Annotated in this window: 16 protein-coding genes and 1 pseudogene; 4 read left to right on the top strand and 13 right to left on the bottom strand. The window is 70.4% G+C overall.

The genetic code is table 11. The annotated features are described in order from the left end of the window. Positions 1 to 804, top strand: a pseudogene (locus M6444_RS05405) (flavoprotein); the annotation flags it as partial. 1 nt (position 805) lies between these two features. Here the strand turns inward: M6444_RS05405 and M6444_RS05400 are convergent. The 3 genes from M6444_RS05400 to M6444_RS05390 are packed head-to-tail and all read right to left on the bottom strand — an operon-like array spanning position 806 to position 3,867. Next, positions 806 to 1,654, bottom strand: coding sequence for a LamG-like jellyroll fold domain-containing protein (locus M6444_RS05400; RefSeq protein WP_298323875.1), 849 nt, complete (start codon positions 1,652 to 1,654; stop codon positions 806 to 808). A gap of 30 nt (positions 1,655 to 1,684) precedes the next feature. After that, positions 1,685 to 2,683: a LacI family DNA-binding transcriptional regulator gene (locus M6444_RS05395; protein WP_298323874.1), complete on the bottom strand. Its 999-nt coding sequence runs from the start codon at positions 2,681 to 2,683 to the stop codon at positions 1,685 to 1,687. Next, positions 2,680 to 3,867 carry a Gfo/Idh/MocA family oxidoreductase gene (locus M6444_RS05390; RefSeq protein ID WP_298323873.1) on the bottom strand — a complete coding sequence of 396 codons (1,188 nt, stop codon included), beginning with the start codon at positions 3,865 to 3,867 and terminating at the stop codon, positions 2,680 to 2,682. The genes M6444_RS05395 and M6444_RS05390 overlap by 4 nt, the downstream gene beginning before the upstream one ends. 165 nt (positions 3,868 to 4,032) lie before the next feature. Here M6444_RS05390 and M6444_RS05385 point away from each other — a divergent pair, with 165 nt between their 5' ends. Beyond that, complete coding sequence (locus M6444_RS05385) at positions 4,033 to 5,586, top strand: glycoside hydrolase family 3 N-terminal domain-containing protein (RefSeq protein WP_298323872.1); 1,554 nt, start codon at positions 4,033 to 4,035, stop codon at positions 5,584 to 5,586. A 46-nt stretch (positions 5,587 to 5,632) separates the two neighbouring features. Then, positions 5,633 to 6,442, top strand: coding sequence for an alpha/beta hydrolase (locus tag M6444_RS05380; protein ID WP_298323871.1), 810 nt, complete (start codon positions 5,633 to 5,635; stop codon positions 6,440 to 6,442). Between the two features lie 28 nt (positions 6,443 to 6,470). Here M6444_RS05380 and M6444_RS05375 read toward each other — a convergent pair whose 3' ends face one another. Genes M6444_RS05375 through M6444_RS05330 form a run of 10 tightly spaced genes read right to left on the bottom strand, consistent with a single transcriptional unit; the run spans position 6,471 to position 16,586 of the window. Continuing rightward, positions 6,471 to 7,514 (bottom strand): LacI family DNA-binding transcriptional regulator, encoded by a 1,044-nt coding sequence (locus M6444_RS05375; protein WP_298323878.1) that lies wholly within the window; start codon positions 7,512 to 7,514, stop codon positions 6,471 to 6,473. 9 nt (positions 7,515 to 7,523) lie between these two features. After that, on the bottom strand, positions 7,524 to 9,056 hold the full coding sequence (locus M6444_RS05370; RefSeq protein WP_298323870.1) for a CoA-transferase: 1,533 nt from the start codon (positions 9,054 to 9,056) through the stop codon (positions 7,524 to 7,526). Next, entirely contained in the window at positions 9,053 to 9,811 is a 759-nt protein-coding gene (locus M6444_RS05365; protein ID WP_298323869.1) for an SDR family oxidoreductase, read from the bottom strand. Before M6444_RS05365 ends, M6444_RS05370 begins: the two co-directional genes overlap by 4 nt. Next, entirely contained in the window at positions 9,808 to 10,974 is a 1,167-nt protein-coding gene (locus M6444_RS05360) for an acyl-CoA dehydrogenase (protein WP_298323877.1), read from the bottom strand. Before M6444_RS05360 ends, M6444_RS05365 begins: the two co-directional genes overlap by 4 nt. After that, a complete protein-coding gene (locus M6444_RS05355; RefSeq protein WP_298323868.1) occupies positions 10,974 to 11,408 on the bottom strand; it encodes a MaoC/PaaZ C-terminal domain-containing protein in 435 nt (144 codons plus the stop codon). Before M6444_RS05355 ends, M6444_RS05360 begins: the two co-directional genes overlap by 1 nt. After that, positions 11,405 to 12,607, bottom strand: a complete 1,203-nt coding sequence (locus M6444_RS05350) for a CoA transferase (protein WP_298323866.1) — start codon at positions 12,605 to 12,607, stop codon at positions 11,405 to 11,407. The genes M6444_RS05355 and M6444_RS05350 overlap by 4 nt, the downstream gene beginning before the upstream one ends. A 5-nt stretch (positions 12,608 to 12,612) precedes the next feature. Further along, positions 12,613 to 13,386 (bottom strand): enoyl-CoA hydratase/isomerase family protein, encoded by a 774-nt coding sequence (locus tag M6444_RS05345; protein WP_298323864.1) that lies wholly within the window; start codon positions 13,384 to 13,386, stop codon positions 12,613 to 12,615. 21 nt (positions 13,387 to 13,407) lie between these two features. Further along, positions 13,408 to 14,247 (bottom strand): carbohydrate ABC transporter permease, encoded by an 840-nt coding sequence (locus M6444_RS05340; RefSeq protein WP_298323862.1) that lies wholly within the window; start codon positions 14,245 to 14,247, stop codon positions 13,408 to 13,410. Beyond that, positions 14,244 to 15,185 (bottom strand): sugar ABC transporter permease, encoded by a 942-nt coding sequence (locus M6444_RS05335; RefSeq protein WP_298323860.1) that lies wholly within the window; start codon positions 15,183 to 15,185, stop codon positions 14,244 to 14,246. Before M6444_RS05335 ends, M6444_RS05340 begins: the two co-directional genes overlap by 4 nt. A gap of 30 nt (positions 15,186 to 15,215) precedes the next feature. After that, positions 15,216 to 16,586 (bottom strand): sugar ABC transporter substrate-binding protein, encoded by a 1,371-nt coding sequence (locus M6444_RS05330; protein ID WP_298323859.1) that lies wholly within the window; start codon positions 16,584 to 16,586, stop codon positions 15,216 to 15,218. A gap of 262 nt (positions 16,587 to 16,848) precedes the next feature. On the opposite strand from M6444_RS05330, the gene M6444_RS05325 reads away from it, so the two are divergent. Beyond that, positions 16,849 to 17,292: DJ-1/PfpI family protein (locus M6444_RS05325; protein ID WP_298323857.1), on the top strand; the 444-nt coding region annotated here is incomplete at its 3' end.

Genomic DNA, 17,292 nt, shown 5'->3' with positions numbered 1-17,292 from the left:
GCCGGCCGACTGGGTTACCGCGGTCGGGATCTGTCCGTCCCCGCCGAACGCGAACGGCTGGCCGGGCGACACATCGTGGTCGCCGGGAGTGGACACTCCGCGCTCACCGCGCTGGTGTCGCTGACCGGCCTGGCCGCCGAGGCCGAGCGCACCGCCGTCACCTGGGTGCTGCGCCGCGGCGCCCTGGGGGACACCTTCGGTGGCGGTGTCGCCGACGAGCTCCCCGCCCGAGGCAGGCTCGGCGAGCGTGCGCGCGCTGCCGTGGAGGCGGGGCAGGTGCGCGTCGTCACCGGGTTTCGCACCGAGGCCGTCGAGACTCAGCCCGACGGCCGGGTGGCGCTGGTCTCCGACGCGGGTGCTCGAATCGAGGACGTCGACGAGATCATCGCTTTGACCGGGATGCGCCCGGACCTCAGCTGGCTGTCCGAACTGCGGCTGGAACTGGACGCCACGCTGCAAGCCCCGGTGAAGCTCGCGCCCATGATCGACCCGAACGTCCATTCGTGCGGCAGCGTCTCCCCGCACGGGGTCCGGGAGCTCTCGCACCCGGAGTCGGACGTCTACCTGGCCGGGATGAAGAGCTACGGCCGCGCCCCGACGTTCCTCGCCATGACCGGTTACGAGCAGCTCCGCAGCATCGCCGCGGCCTTCGGCGGCGATCGTGCCGCGGCCGAGCGAGTCGAGCTGGTGCTGCCCGAGTCGGGCGTGTGCGGTGGCGCTGGTGGTTACGACGGCGACGGCGCCAGCGGCGGCTGTTGCGGCACATCGACCGGCCCAGAGTTGATCACGCTCAGCACACGGTAGGTCAGCTGATCATGGCAGCGTGGTGCACGGCGATCTGCTCGGCGGAGAGCTCGGCGTCCCAGATCGCGATCTTGCCGATGGCGCCGTCGAACCACGAGGCGAAGTCGCGGGTGCCGGCGCGGAACGGTGCCGAGCTGCGTTCAGGCACGATGACCTCACCTCGGATACTGAGGTCGTCCTGGTCGCGCAGGACGCCGTCACGGTAGACGCGCGTGTAGCCGTTCGGGTAGTCCTCGCTCGTGGCGTCGGCGTTGATGACCAGGACGTAGTGGATCCAATTGCCGGCCTGGACCGGGTCTTGGAAGTACGACCCGGCGCCGAGCCCGCCGGAGAGGTTGAACGAGTAGCCTGAGATCCGGTTCGGTCGATCTTCGGTGTTGTCCAGCGAGTACATACGCGACACGTACTCGTGCTGGCCGGCCTCGCCCTTGCCCATCCAGTGGACGTAGCCGGAGCTCTCGTCGTTGGGAAATTGCAGCACGTCCGGACGCATCCACGCCTCCACGGTGATGGCGCCGGACGTGGCGGGACTGAGTTGCGGTGCATCCGGTGCCTCGAAGTACTGCGTGGCCCCGTCGAAATCGGCCGCCGGATCGCCGTTCGGCAGGGTGGTCTCGGCCGGTGCGCCGGTGTAGGTAGCGTCGACCCCCGCCTGGCCGAGATCGACTTCGGTGCCGGTCTCGGTGCCGGACATCGGCCAGTAGACGTCGGGGTCGTCGCCGAGGACGACGGCGTCGTAGGCGGAGAGTGTGTCGGCAGCGGCAGGCTGGAAGCCGACGAACCCGATGTGCGCAGCGGTGGCGAAACTGAGCCCGATCAGCAGCGCCCGGTTGATCGTCCGATTGGTCATGGCGGCTTCCTCTTCCCGTGATCGGCCGATTCAAACGTTTGCTGCTGCAGGGCCGGTCGAGCTGCGGTAGACCGCCGTCGCGCGGACGACGATCGAGGTCTCGCGGTCCTGTTCGCCCTCCGGGTCGAGGAGTCGTTGGACGGCGAGCCGGCCCACGCGGTCGCTGTGCCCGGCGACCGTGGTCAACCCGGGCTGGACGAGCTCGGCCAAGATGTCGTCGTGGCCCACCACCGACACGTCGTCCGGGACGGTTCGTCCGTGGCGGCGCAGGCCCTCGATGAGGCCGGAAGCGACGACGTCGTCGAAGCCGATCACACCGGTCACACCGCTGGCGACGACGCGGTCGACGGCCGCGATGCCGTCGTGGTAGGTCGCCGCGGTGCCGTCCAGGACGACGAGTTCGAGGCCGGCCTCGTGCGTGCGGGCGGTGACGGCCTTGCGCCGCTGCCGATTGGCCCACGACCCGGACGGCCCCGGCAGGTAGGCGATGCGGCGGTGACCCAGCTCCCGCAGGTGCGAGACGAGCTCACCGAGCGCCCACTCGGAGTCGGTGACGACCGACGGCACGCCGTCGACGACGCGGTTGACGAGCACGACGGGGATCGTGGCGGCGATCTCGCGCAGGTGCGACGCGCTCATCCGGGGTGCGCTGAGGATGAGCCCGCGCGACTGGCGAGCCAACTGCTCGGCGACCTGTCGTTCGATCTCGGTGTTGTCGTCGGTGTCGGCGACGAGGACGCCCACCCCGGACGTGCGCGAGCGGCCTTGTGCGGCCTTGAGCAGCGCCGTCATGTAGGGATTGGTGATGTCGGGGACGATCAGGCCCACGTTGGCGGCCACACCGCGTTTGAGCGCTCGGGCCAGCACGTTCGGCGAGAAGCGCATCCGCGCGGCGACCTCGCGGACGTGTTGCACCGTGGCGGGGGAGAGCCGCTCGGGATTGGAGAACACGCGAGAGACCGTCGAGATGGAGACGCCGGCTGCTTCGGCGACATCTTTGAGTTTCGTGGGGGAGGTGCGTTGGCTCACGTACTCACCTCCTGATGCACGATCCGGTCGGCATCGTACGGGGGGCGCAGCAAGCCGTTCCACCCGTTCAGGCCGGTGCGCCGTGCCGCGGGGCCGATCGGCACCTGCTGTTCGCTGAGCAAGGTCCCCGAAGCCACGGCGGCCTCGACGGCGTCAGTGATGCCCGGAAGCTCGGCCCACCGGTCGCCGTCGCGCTCGCACGTACGGCCGAGGTGGCCGAGCTGGGTCGGTGCGTCCACGGCGTCGACCGTCGCCCCGACCAACCGGACGAAAGGTTCGGCTGCCGCGGCGGTGAGTAGTGGATCGGCCGGGCCGCGCGGATCAAGGACCGCTCGCCGCAAGACGGACGGGTGCTCACGCGGGGGGAGCGGCGTCGAGCGGGCGACGCCGGACAGATCACGCAGCCGCAGGCGCAGAGACCCGCGCTGGCCCTCGACGAGCAGGCTCGGGTGCACGACGCGGTCGGCGGCCGTCGTAGCGACAGCGGTGACGAGCGGCCCTGCCTCGGACGTGACTCGTAGGGCGGCGACATCGTCGGCCTGGATCGGCCGTACCGAGCCCAGTTCGGCCTCGAGTCCGGCCATCGTCCACTGAGGTTCGACGGCGCGGGCGACGGCCAGCGCTGCGTGCACGACGTGGGCGAAGGGGTTGAACAGCGACCCGTCGAACACCGGGACGCCGTCGAGCTCACGCCGTCCGGCCCACGTCGCCCGCGCGTAGTAGCGATCCGGGCGCTGGACCGCGCCGAAACCGGTGACCCGCACGATCGGGCCGAGGTCGTGTTCGGCGCGTGCCGCCGTGACCGCCGCCACGACGCCGGGGGTCTGCTGAAACCCGACCTCGAACCGCGTCGCGCCGGCCAGAGCGATCAGCTCGCGCAACTGTGCCGGCAGTGGAACCGGCGGCTTCTCCAGATACACCGCCGCGCCGGCCGAGAGCGCTCGCCGCGCCAGCACGGCGTGCGTATGCGGGGGCGAGGCGATGACGACGGTGTCCGCACGCGCGTGCTCGATGGCCTCGCCGAGATCGGTGGTGACCAGAGGCGACGCTGCTGCTGCGGCGAACAGGTCGGGCAGTTCGGCGGCCGGGTGGACATCGACGACCGAGCCGAGAGTGATCAACCCCGCGCGGTGCCAGGAGAGAAGATCGGCCAGATGGTGGCGACCGTAGCCGGATGCACCCACAAGTGTGACGGTCGGCGTCATTCCTGGATCGCTCGCTCCCTAGGCCAGTCCGGTGTGCACCTGCTGCATCAGGCCTCGTCCGTGGTGCCTCCTCGGCGTCGTCGACCATGTGACCGGTGCTCATGACGATGGTCACGACGTGCAAACGTTTGATAGAACGTAGGCATGTCACCTTCCCCGCGTCAAGAGCCCGCATCACGTCGGCCGGACGACTCACTCGCCGCGCTCGACAGCGCGAAGCGCATCGCGGCCTGCATCTTGGTCATGCCAGGCGTCGACGACGAGGGCTTGCCCGATACCGCCACCGCCGATGCGGTCCGCGCGGGGGTCGGCGCCCTGCACAGTGTGGCCGGCATGCCGGCCAGCGCAGTCGCCCGCTACCACGCCGAGATCCGGCGTATCGCCGCGGAGGCCGGTGTGCCGGCGCCGCTCATGGCCGGCAACCTCGAGTCGGGCATCGGCTACAGCCTCGGCCGCACGGGGACCGATCTGCCGTATCCGCGTGGTGTGGGTATCGCGGCCGATCCCCAGCTCGCCTACCGGGTCGCGCTCCTGGCTGGGCAGGAGGCGCGCGCGGTCGGCTACGACTGGACGCTGAGCCCGACGATCGACACGCTGACCACCGACCGCGACCCCATCCTCGGCGTGCGCGCCTTCGGCGTCGACGCGACGTTGACCGCCGAGCTGGGCGCGGCGCAGGTCCGAGGATTCCGCGACGGTGGGGTCATCGCGTCGGCGAAGCATTTCCCCGGTCACGGCGACAGCACCGTGGACAGTCACCTCGGCCTGCCGGTGATCGATCGCGACGCCGAGACCCACCAGAACGTGCACGTGGCCCCGTTCGCCGCGGCGATCGCCGCGGGCGTGCACACGATCATGGTCGCCCACGTCGTGCTGCCTTCGCTCGGCGTGCACGAGCCGGCCAGCCTCTCTGCGACGGTGAACCGTACGTGGCTGCGTGAACAGCTCGGATTCGAGGGTGTCATCATCACCGACTCGCTGCGGATGGCCGCGGTCGCGGCGCGCTGGTCCAGGCCGGAGTCGGTGGTGCTCGCCCTCGCCGCAGGCGCCGACGTGGCCAACGCCAAATGCGCGGCCGATGAACTGCCGGCTCTCGTCGCAGCGGTCGAGCAGGCGATCGACGACGGCCGCGTCGATCCGGCCGAGCTCGACCGTTCCGTGCTCCGGCTGCTTCACCTGCGAGCTGAGCTCGTGCGTATGCGCCGGGAGTATCCGCGGCCGCAAGCTCTCGATGCCGCATTGCGCTGGGAAGACTCGACGCGGGCGGCCACGGTCGACGTCGCCGGACGCCCGCGTGGCCTGGACGGCGCGGCGGGCCTGACCATCCTCGGCGACAGTGATCTCGCCGCGCGGTTGGTTGCTGCCGCGGTCGAGCGTGGCGTCGCCGCCAGGCACATCAAAGAGCCGGCCACGGCTGCGGCGATCCAGCAGGTGACCGGTGCGGCGCGGGACGGACTCGTACCCGTGATCGTGCCTCCGGTCGCCCTGAGCGACGACGACCGCTGGAACATCGACGAGGTCGTGGCGGCCTCGGTGGGCTTGCCTGGTGTCGTCGTCAACGGCGTCATGCCCGCGGCGCGCCTGGCCGCTGACGGTACGGCGATCATCGTGGCGCCAGCGGTCGATGCGTTCGGCGTGTGCACCGAGGCAGCCGTCGACGCCGTTCTGGATCACCTCGTGGGACGGGGACAGGCGTAAGCTGTGCCGCCCGAGCACCGCATGTCGGGCGACTCAGGAGGACCCCATGGCGCATGTGATCTCCGCCGACGGCACCGCCATCGGTTACGACCGGCTCGGCGGTGACGGGCCCGCGCTCGTCCTCGTCGGGGGTGGGCTCGACGACGGGAGCGAGAACGTGCCGCTGGGGGAGCACCTTGCAGCCGCCGGGTTCGGCGTCGTGAATTACCGGCGCCGCGGCCGCGGCGACAGCGGTGACACCCAGCCCTACGCGGTGGAGCGTGAGATCGAGGACCTCGCCGCGGTCATCGACGCGGCCGGCGGGCAGGCGCATCTGTTCGGTGCGTCATCGGGTGGGGCGCTGGCGTTGGAGGCGGCAGCTGCGGGACTGCCCGTGGACCGGATCGCCGTCCACGAGGTCCCGTATCTCGTGGACGACGAGATGGTCGCGGCCTGGCGCCGCTACGTTGCTGATCTCGACGCCGCCCTCGACCGCGCCGACCATGACGAGGCGCTGCGGCTGTTCATGCGGTTGGCGGGGTCGTCGGACGACGACATCGCCGGGGCCCAGGCCGCACCCGTCTGGTCGGCGCTGCGCGAGCTCGCGCCTACCTTGCGCTACGACGCGGCCTGCCTGGGCGATGGTCCGCCGCCTGCGCCCCGGTTGGCGACGGTCGCCCAGCCGGTGCTGCTGTCGACCGGCGTGACGATGGACCCCCACTCCGCCGGTCTGCCGATCGACTTCTTCGGTGCCGGGGCCGACGCCGCCGCGGCCTGTCTGCCCGACGCGCGGCGGTTCACCGTCGAGGTTGCCGGTCACGTCGCCGACCCTGCCGTCGTGGCGCCCAGGTTGACGGAGTTCTACCGCGGTAGTTGAGCCGACCGTTCCGGACTGGCCGCGGCAATCAGCGCGGCGGTGCGGCGGAGGTACGCACGACCAGCTCGGCCGGCCGGGTGACGAGGACGGGCTCGGCCTCGGTGCCGGTTGCCGCCAGCATGCGCTTGAGCAGCAGCTCGGTGGCCTGTTCGCCGACCCTGACGGCGTCGCTGTCGATGGTGGTGAGGCCGATGCCGGGCAGCTCGCCCACGGCGACGTTGTCGAATCCGACGAAGGACACGTCGTCAGGGACGCGCAGGCCGAGATCGGCGCAGGCCATGAGGCCGCCGAGCGCCATGGTGTCGGAGGCGAAGAAGACCCCGGTCGGCGGGTCGGAGACGTCGAGCAGGCGATGCGTCGCAGCCCGGCCGCCCTCGAGCGTGGACGTGGTGACCTCCACCGGCAGGCCGGGCCCGTCGCCGGTGAGATCGGCGGTCTCCACCTCGAAGCCGCGGCGGCGGTCGGCGAACGGCTTGACGCTGGCCTCGCCGGTGACGTGGGCCAGACGCCGGTGACCGAGCTCACGCAGGTGCCTGACGGCCGTGCGGGCGCCGGCGAAGCTGTCGACGACCACGGTGTCGGCGACCAGCTCAGGTAGGTCGCGACTGGCCAGCACGATCTGGATGCCGCGCCGGCGGAGGTATTCGATGTGGTCGCTCTCGGACCGCACGGCGACCAGCACGACACCGTCGACCTGGCGGTGCGCCATGGACCGGATGATGTCGAGCTCACGGTCGGGGTCGTCACCGGAGCTGCCGAGCACCAGGGTGTAACCTGCGGCTTCGGCTGCGCTCTGGATGCTGGCGACGAGGTCGGGATAGAACTGGCTACGAATGTCGGCCACCACCAGCCCGATGGTCGACGTCGTGCTGCGCGACAGGCCGCGGGCCAACGGGCTGGGCTGGAAGTTCAGCTCCTGGATGGCCGCGCGGATCCGTTCCTTGGTCGACGACGCCATCGCGTACCCGTGCGCGCGGTTGAGGTACTTGGAGACGGTGGCCTTGGTGACGCCCGCACGGTCGGCGACGTCCTTGATCGTCGGTCGTCGCGGGTGGCTGTTCTCCGGCTCCATGGTGTGCACCTACTGAAAATACTCGGGCGGTGTCGTCGTGACCTCCTCCACTAGCACCTTGAACGGGAGCAGGTCGAGGACGTCGCGCTGGACGTCGACACCGGGGGCCACTTCGAGCAGCCGCAGCCCGTCCGCGGTGAGGTCGAACACCGCGCGCTCGGTGACGTAGCGGACGCGTTGCCCGCGGGCCAACGACTCGCGCGCGCTGAACGTCACCTGGGTCACCGCCGGTACGAACTTCGCGTGCTCGCCCTCGGCGACGACGCGCAGCTCGCCGCCGCCGACGCGGACGTCGAGGCCGCCCGCGGTGAACGTCCCGCAGAACACGACGGTACGGGCGTTCTGGCTGATGTTGACGAACCCGCCGGTGCCCACCACTCGCGAGCCGAACTTGGACACGTTGACGTTGCCCTCGGCATCGACCTGGGCGAACCCGAGGAACGCGATGTCGAGGCCGCCGCCGTCGTAGAAGTCGAACTGCGCGGGCTGATCGAGAATCGCTTCGGGGTTGGTGGCGACGCCGAAGATCACCCCGCGGGCGGGGACGCCCCCGACCGCGCCCTGCTCGATCGTCGTCGTGAACTCGTCCAGCCGGTCTTCCTCGGCGGCCACCGAGGCGATGCCGTCGGCGATCCCGACGCCGAGGTTGACGACGTCGCCGGGCTCGATCTCCGCCAGCGCGCGCCGCGCCACGACCTTGCGGGCGTCGAGCGGGAACGGCGGCAGCGTCGACGTGGCGGCGTGCAGCTCGCCGGAGAACGCCGGGTTGTATTCGTGCGTCACAACCTGCTTCTGCTCCGGGTGATGGACGACGACGTCCACGCAGATGCCGGGGACGGCGACCAGGCGCGGGTCCAGCGTGCCGGCGCGGGCCAGGTACTTGGCCTGAGCGATGACGAGCCCGCCGCGGTTACGGGTGGCCTGCGCGATGGCCAGCATCTCCAGGAGCGCACCCTCCTGCTCGAAGGAGAGGTTGCCGCGTTCGTCGGCGGTCGTGCCCCGGATGAAGCAGACGTCGATGTCGAACGCCGCGTAGTGCAGCCACTCGCGTCCGGCCAGCTCCACGACCTCGACTCTGGTCTGCGGGCTGACGTCGTTGAGCCGGCCGCCCTCGAGCCTCGGGTCGCAGAAGGTCCCGAGCCCGACATGGGTGATGACGCCCGGACGGCCGGCCGCGATCTCCCGAAACAGCTGGCTCATGACGCCCTGAGGAAAGTTGTACGCCTCGACCTCGCCGGCGACAGCCATCGCGCTCATGGCTGGCGCCATGCCCCAGTTGCCGGCGACGACCGAGCGCACCAGTCCGCGCCGGGCGAGGTGGTCCATGCCGCCGCCCTCGCGATCGCCGATGCCGGTCGTGTGCACCAGGTGCAGATCGCGCGGCGACCCGGTCTCGCAGAACCGCCGGCCCAGCGCGGCGAGCAGCGCATCGGGTTCCAGCAGCCCGCCGCCCGAGCCGCCGACGACCAGCGTCTGCCCGTCCTGGACGAGGCCGACGGCAGCGTCGGCGGACAGGAACCGGGGCCGTCCCCGTCGGCTCACACCATCACCCCGCCGCCGTTGAGGTGCAGCGTCTGCCCATGTATCAGTTCCGCGCCGGGCCCGGCCAGGAACACGACGGCCGGCCCGACCTCCTCGGGCGTGCCGAGCCGGGCGGTGACCGAGTCGCGGGTGCGCGCCTGCACCCACTCCGGTGTGGCGTACGGCCGCACCATCGGAGTGTCGATGGGGCCCGGCGCGATCGCGTTCACGCGCACCCGGGGGCCGACCTCGCGGGCCAGCGCCTTGGTGAAGCCGAGCACGCCGGCCTTCGCGGTGGCGTAGGCGACGTAGTCGACGGCGCCCTTGAAAGCCAGTTGCGACGACACGTTGACGATGCGCCCGTGCGTAGCGAGCATCCCGGGCAGGACGTGCCGGGTGACGACGAAGACGCCGTCGAGGTCCACACTCAGGGTGCGTCGCCAGTCGGCCAGGTCGGAGTCGACGATGCGCACCGGCTCCATGAACCCGGCGTTGTTCACCAGCACGGTCACCGTGCCCAGGTCACGCTGGACGGCAGCGACCGCCGCGGCGACCTCGTCCCACGCGGTGACGTCCGCGGCCACCGCCGTCGTCCGCACGCCGTAGTCGGCCGAGAGCTCGCCGGCCAGCGTGCCCGCGGCGTCCGGCTCGTCCAGGTGATGCACGGCGACGTCGGCGCCGGCGCGGGCGAGGCCGCGGCAGATGGCCGCGCCCAGGGCACCGGTGGCGCCGGTGACCAGCGCCACCTCACCGATCAGTGATCGTTCCCCGCTCATGCGCTGATCTCCTCGACAGTGTCGGAGCCGAGGAAGGCGGTCAACGGCTCGTCGCGGGCGAGCATCCGTAGGGCACGCCGGCCCAGCATCGTCTCGTGGATCTCGCTGGTGCCGTCGAAGATCTGGGTCACCTTGGCATCGCGGTGCATGCGGTTGACGTCCTCGGCGGTGACGACTCCCAGCGCGCCGTGGATCTGCATCGCCTCGTCGGTGTGCCGGCGGGCGGCGTCGGAGGCGAACATCTTCGCCATCGACACGATGTCCTGGTCGCCGCCGTCGCCGTGGGCGAACGACTCGGCGGCGCGCCGGGTGAGCTCGTGAGCCGCGCGGTAGTCCGCGGCCATCCGGCCGATCTTGCGCTGGATGATCTGCAGGTCGCCGATCGGCCGCCCGAACGCGTGCCGGGCATGGGCGCGGGTGAGGCTGGCCAGGAGCGCACCGCGCAGCAGCCCGCAGGCGTAGGCCGCAGCGTCGATACGGGCCATGTTGAGCCCGTCCATCATCCCGGCGAAGCCCTCGACGTCGAGGCGGTCGCCACGCGGCACCCGGACGCCGTCGAAGTGCAGCTCGCCGTTGGGCATGCCGCGGAACCCGGACAGTTCCGGCCCGGGCCGGCCGGCCGCGCCGGGGGACTCCATGTCGACGACCAGTGCCACCATCGGCGCGTCGCGCTCGGGGCTGCCGACCTTCGCCAGCACGATCGCGACGTGCGCGACGGGTGCGAAGCCGACCCAGCACTTGTGGCCGGTGAGGACATAGTCGTCCCCATCGGGCACGGCGACGGTGCTCAGCGCGCGGATGTCGGTGCCGGCCTCGGGCTCGGTGATGGCGAACGATCCGTAGGTCCGCGCGGCCAACGTCGATGCCACCCACCGTTGACGCAGGTGCGACGGTGCGTACTTGGCCAGCAGATACGCCGACAACCTCGCCCCGGCGATACCCAGCGCCACTGCCGGGCTGTGCGCTGAGATGCGTTCGGTCACCTCGCGGGCCAGATCCATCCGGGTCACGTCCAGCCCGCCGTTGTCGTCGTGGACGATGCCCTGCAGTCCCAGCGCCGCCGCGTCGGCCAGGAGCTCGGGGAAGAAGCCGGCCTCGGCGTCGATGGCGCCGGCCGCCGGCGCGACCCGGGTGCGGACGAAGCGGTCGACGTCATCGAGCATCACGTGTCTTCCTCCGGTGGGTAGCAGTAGAGGACGTGGGTCCCGACGAGGCATGGCTCGCCGGCCTGCGTGGTGGCGGTCATGGCGGCGAACGCCTTGCGGGCGCCCGGGTCGACCCGCTCGATCACGTAGTCGACGGTGACGGTGTCGCCCAGGTACACCGGCCGCAGGAACCGGACCCGGTCGTAGCCGTACGAGACCGCCGTCACGCCGTGGGCTTGGCACAATCGGGCCGAAGCGGTCGAGGTCAAGCCCAGCGTGAGCACGCCGTGTGCGATCCGGCGACCCTGCGGGCGCGAGCGCATGTACTCGTCGTCGACGTGCTGTGGGGCGAAATCGCCGGTGATGCCGGCGAACAGCCCGACATCGGACTCCGTCACGGTCTTGCGGAAGACACTGCGGGCACCCACCGGCGGTAACCAGGTCGCGTTCATCGCCGCACCTCCGTCGACGAGGTCTGGACGACGCCGTCGGCCAGCAGCGCATCGGCGTCCAGCCCCAACTCGGCCAGCAGTTCGGCGGTGTGCTCACCGAGCAGGGGAGCCGGGCGTCGGGCCGGCAGTGGCTCACCGTCCAGTGTGATCGGGTTGCCGACCAGCTCGACCGTTCCAGCAACGGGGTGCGTCACCTCGAGACGGCGCCGGTCCCACCGCACGTACGGGTCGGTGGTCATGGCGCGGTGGTCGTTGACCGGTGCGCACCACACCCCGGCCGCGTCGAGCGCGTCGAGCACGTCCTGAGCGCGGCGAGTCGCGATCAGCTCACCGACCAGCGCGTTCAGTTCGTCGCGGCCGGTGGTCGCGGCCTGCTTGTCCGGGAAACGGTCCAGCAGCTGCGGTGCGTCGAGGCCGGCGGCCAGGGCTTCCATCGACGTCAAGGAGATGGCGACGTAGCCGTCGGCGACCGCATGCACACCGTAGGGCGCTTCGAGATACGCGCTGCCCGGCACACTCGGGCGGCTCGGGGGTTCGCCGGAGTTCAGCGTCGAGACGACCTCCTGCACGGTCTGGTGCAGCATCGCCCCGACGAGGTCGACCTCCACGAGGCGCCCGCGGCCGGTACGGCCGCGCTCGGCCAGGGCTGCCGTCGCACCGAGCGCCAGCATCGTGGCGGCGTGGACGTCGGCGACGAAGGGGCCGGCCGGCGTCGGCGGGTCGTCGGCGGTGCCGGTGAGCCAGAGCGCGCCGGTCCTGGCCTGGGCCAGCAGGTCCTGGCCCGGTTTGCGCGGGTCGGGTACATCGGCTCCGTAGCCGCTTGCGGTGCAGTAGACCAGGCGCGGGTTGAGCTCGCGTGCGCGTTCCCACCCCAGGCCGAGCCGGTCCATGACCCCTGGCCGGAAGTTCTGGATGAGCACGTCGGCGCTGCGGATGAGCGCCTCGGCGACCTGCAGGCCGGCGGGATGTTTGAGGTCCACGGCCAGCGAGCGCTTGTTGCGGTTCATCGCCAGGAACTGGGCACTGACGCCGTTGAGGAACGTCGTCCCGGACTGGCGGCCGCGTTCGCCGCTGTCCACCACCTCGACCTTGACGACGTCGGCGCCCAGGTCGCCGAGCATCTCGGCGGCCCACGGGCCCTGCATCATGTGGGCGAAGTCGAGGACGCGGACACCGTCCAGCGGAAGAAGCTGCGCCATGGTGCTCACCTCCCGTCGAAGACCGGCGTGCGCTTCTCCAGGAAGGCGGTGGTGCCTTCCTGGAGGTCATGCGTGGGCAGCGTCTGCTCCACGAGAGCCGTCAGCGCGCGGCGGACCTTCGGCAGCCCGGTGGTGACGAGCTCCTCGTTGAGGAACTTCTTCGTCATCCGGATGGCGTGCGGCGACGCGGCCCGGATGCGCTCGACGGTGGCGCGCACCTCGTCGTCGAGGTCCGCCGGGGCGACGACGCGATTGACGATGCCGAACCGGCGAGCCTCGTCCGCGTCGAGCCGGGCCATCTCGTAGGCGAGCTCGTTGGCGTGCTTGCGGGCGCCGACGTGCGGCGCAACGCCGACGGCCACGGTCGGCCAGGCGCCGATGCGACCCTCGGGCAGGCTGAAGGTCGCGTCCGAGGAGGCGATGGTGAGGTCGCTGACCAGCACCAGCTCACAGCCGCCGCCGAAGGCCAGCCCGTTGACGGCGGCGATCACCGGGTACGGGTGGGTGGCGATCGCCTCGATCGTCCGATACAGCCCGCCGATGAAGAAGTCCATGCCCTGCTCGGGCGTGGCGTGTTCCTGGAACGTGGCGATGTCGTCGCCGGCGCAGAAGGCTCGCCCGGTGCCCGTCAGCACCACCGGGCCCGGGGCGTCATCAGCCGCCCGGGCCAGGTGGTCGGTGATGGCGTGCCAGCCGGACAGGTCGAGCGCGTTGAGCTTCTCCGGCCGCTCGATCCGGATCCAGGCGGTCCCTTCGCGGACCTCGTAACCGACGTACATGCCTTCCCTCTCTGCGGTGATCTACTTGATGGCTCCCGCGCCCCAACCCGCGACCAGGTACTTCTGGACGAACAGGAACGCGATGAGGACGGGGAGGTTGATGAGGACGGCGGCGGCCATCAGCAGCGGCCAGTCCTGCAAGCTGGCGTTGTAGAGATCGTGCAGGGCGATCGGCAGCGTCTTCAGCTCGTCCTGGGTGATCAGCACCCGGGCGAACAGGTAGTCCTCCCAGGCCAGCAGGAACGTGAACACCGAGACGGCGATCAGCCCGGGCACGGCCTGCGGGACCACGACGTACCACGCGCTCTTGACGCGGTTGGCGCCGTCGACGAATGCGGCCTCCTCCAACTCCGCGGGAATGGCCCGGAAGAACGGCTGCAGCAACCACAGGCTGAACGGCACCCCGAACGAGGCGTAGGCGAGGATCATGCCGAGGTAGTTGTTGATCAGCCCGGCCTCCCGGAACATCCCGTAGAGCGGCACGACGATGACGATCGGCGCGAACGTGTAGGCGTAGAGGATGGCGGTGCTGAACGCGCGACTGCCGGGGAAGGGGAAGCGCGTCAGTCCGTAGGCGGCGAGGGCCGATACCGCCACCGACACCGCCGTCGCGCCGGTCGCGATGATGAGACTGTTCTTGGCGTAGCTCAGGAAGTTCGTGGTCTCGAACAACCGCTGGAAGCCGCCGAGGTCCGGCGCCGTCGTGATGAAGGTCGGCGGGTACGAGAACAGCTCGGTCCCCGGCTTCAACGAGGTCAGCGCCATCCAGTAGAACGGGAACCCATTGATCGCGACCAGCACGACGATGCCGGCGACCAGGTACCAGCGGACCCTGCTCAGCCGCTGCAGTGCGGTACTCATGCCGTCTCCTCCCGCTCGCGGTAGAGCGTGCGCAGATAGACCGTGGTGAAGATCATCAGCAACACGAACAGCACCATCGCCACCGCGGCGCCGGAGCCCAGCCGGGCCTCGCCGAAGATGCGCTGGAAGGTCAACACCGGCAGGGTGCGCACTTCGGTGCCGGTACCGGCGAACAAGTACACGATGTCGAACTTGGTGAACATGAACATGAAGCGCAGCAGGATCAGCGTGTAGAGCACCGGCTTCAGCTCGGGCAGCACGATGTGCCAGAACCGGCGCCACGCCCCAGCGCCGTCCACAGTGGCCGCCTCGACCGTCGACGGGTCGATGGTCTGCAGCCGGGCCAGCACGCTGATGACGATGAACGGGGTGAACATCCAGACCGAGACCACGACCAGCGACCAGAAGACGAGGTTCGGGCTGAGCAGGTTCGGCGGCTCCGAGCCGGGCCAGACCTTGTCGACGAACCACGAGTACGCTCCGGTCGTCGGGTCGAGCAACCAGCGCCACACCAGCGCCACGACGATCGACGGCACCATGTAGGGCGCCAGGGCGAACAGCCGGATCACGCTGCGGCCCCGGAAACGCTGATGAAGCATCAGGGCGATCAGCACCCCCAGCACCAACTGCAGGCCCACCGTCAGGCCCGCGTACCAGACGGTGGTGCGCACGCTGTCCCAGAAGTGCGGAGCCTTGAGCAGCCCGACGTAGTTGTCGAACCCGACGGCGCTGAACTTCGGCAGGTAGGCGTGTGCATCGGTGAAGCTGAGCCGTACCAGGTAGCCGATCGGCGCGGCGATGACGCCGAGCACCAGGAAGAACGCCGGACTGAGCAGGAGGGCGCCCCAGAACCAGCCGGGCATGCGACGCCGGGGTGCAGGGGCGACACCACGGGTCCCGGCGCGGGGCGCGCTGGTCGTCGTTCGCGTCAGAGACATCGTCGTTCCCTTCGCGCTTCTCGGTCGCGGTCAGTCGTCGTAGAGCGGGGAGAGCAGCTCGTCGGCGCGGGCCTGGGCGTCGGCCATCGCTTCGTCGATGTCCTTGTCGTTCTCGACCACCTCGCTGACCATGTCGACGAGGATCTCCGAGCCGTAGAGGTCGCTCAGGTACGGGAGCTCGAGGTCGGAAGGCTGGGTGACCATCAGGGGATACGCCCGGCCGGACTCGAGCATCTGGCGCTGCATGTCGATCCAGAAGCCCCAGGTCCGCACCTCGGGCAGGGCCTGGTACTCGGGATCGTCGAACGTCGACGCGCGCACCGGCAGCAGCTGGGTGGGCACGCTGCCGATCCAGCGGCGGTAGTTCTGCCGCTCGAAGAAGAAGGAGAGGAAATCCGCGGCGGCCTCGGCGTCCGGGGAGTCCTTGAAGACCACCCACGGCTCGGCGTCGAGCTGGGTGATCCACTCGTCACCGGACGGGCCGACCGGTCGGTTCGGTGCCACCTTGATGTCCTTGCCGGGCACCAGGTCCGGCGCTTGGTCCTCGAAGGTGTAGGTCGCCCGGCCGAACGAGAAGATCGTCGCGGCCTCGCCGCGGGCGAGTGCGCTCAGGCTGTCGGCGTAGGTCTGTGACGACCACGCCGGCGACAGCGCGCCGCTGTCGCGCAGTTCCACCCAGTACTCCAGCACCTCACGCATCTGCGGCGTGTCGATGGTCACGTGCCCGTTCCGGTCGAACAGGCGCCCGCCGTTGGAGCCGAGCCAGAGGTAGACCTCTTCGTTGACGTTGTGCGCGGCGTCCCCGGCCAGCATGAGCCCATGGGCGCCGTCGTTGGCTTCGGACACCGCCTCCCACTGCTCGATCGAGTCGTCCCAGGTCTCGAGGTCTTCCGGGGTGCCCGCACCGGGTGCCTTCGCGTACAGGTCGGCGCGGTAGACGACGGAGTCGGTGCCCCACGCGTGCACCACCCCGTAGTCGTGCCCGTCGGGCAGTTCGAACATCTCGCGCAACTGCGGCAGGTAGTCGTCGCCGAGGGAGTCGACCACCTCGTCCAGCGGGACGAGGAGATCTTGCGCATAGAGCGTGCGGACGAACATCGGCTCGACCTGGGTGATCTCGGGCAGGTCGCCGGCGGCGAGGGCGGCTTGGAACTTCACCTGCAGATCACCCCAGCCGACCGACTCCTGCGTGATGGTCACGTCGGGATGGGCGGCCTCGTAGTCGGCGATGATCTCGTTGAGCGCCTCGACGGTGGTCGGTGTCGATTCGGTGTGCCAGACGGTGATCTCGACCCGGCCGTCGTCGGTCGTGTCACCGCCGCAGCCGACGAGCGCCGCCGCCAACGACGTGGCTGCCGCGGCAGTGGCGATCCGGACGGGGTATCGGCCCTTCGCGCGCATGTGGCCTCCCTTGGCGACATCGTGCGGTGCGGGTGGGGGCTGGTGGGTGGAACAGTGGATGGGGGATCACATGGGATGGAAACCGGTATCCGCCGATGATGGACATCGGGTTTCGTCATGTCAAGACCTCACTGCGACGGATTCAAGCGCCCCTTTGGTCCCGTGACCTGGCCGCTGTGCGTGTGCTCGAGCAGGGAGATGTGGCAGCAATCGTCAATGGCTTGACATTGCTGACATACCCGGACCGATCGAGGATGGAGGCATGACTCAACGCCGTCGGGTCGTCATCCTCGTGGCCGATCACTTTCAGCCGCTGGACGTGATCGGTCCGGCCGAGGTGTTCGCAGGTGCCGATCAGCTACGCCGGGGCAGCTACGACGTCGTGGTGGCCTCGCCGGTAGGCGGCTTGGTGCGCAGCGACTCCGGGGTCGTCGCGCTGGACTCGGTGGCCGTGTCGGAGCTCGATCAGGGTCTGGACACCTTGCTGGTGGGTGGTGGCTTCGGGGCGCGGCACGTCGGCCCGGACGATCCGGTGCCGGCGCTGGTGCGGGCGCTGGCCCCGCAGTGCCGACGGGTGGCCTCGGTCTGTACCGGGGCGTTCGTCCTGGCGGCCGCGGGCGTCCTGGACGATCGACGGGCGGCGACGCATTGGCGCGCGGCTGAAGAGCTCGCCGCCCGCTATCCCGCCGTGCGCGTGGACGCCGAA

It is taken from the genome of Haloactinopolyspora sp., from assembly GCF_027324685.1.
In the GTDB taxonomy this organism is placed as follows: Bacteria; Actinomycetota; Actinomycetes; order Jiangellales; family Jiangellaceae; genus Haloactinopolyspora.
The sequence above is the reverse complement of the archived record's forward strand: the minus strand, read 5'-3'. Positions and strand labels throughout refer to the sequence as shown.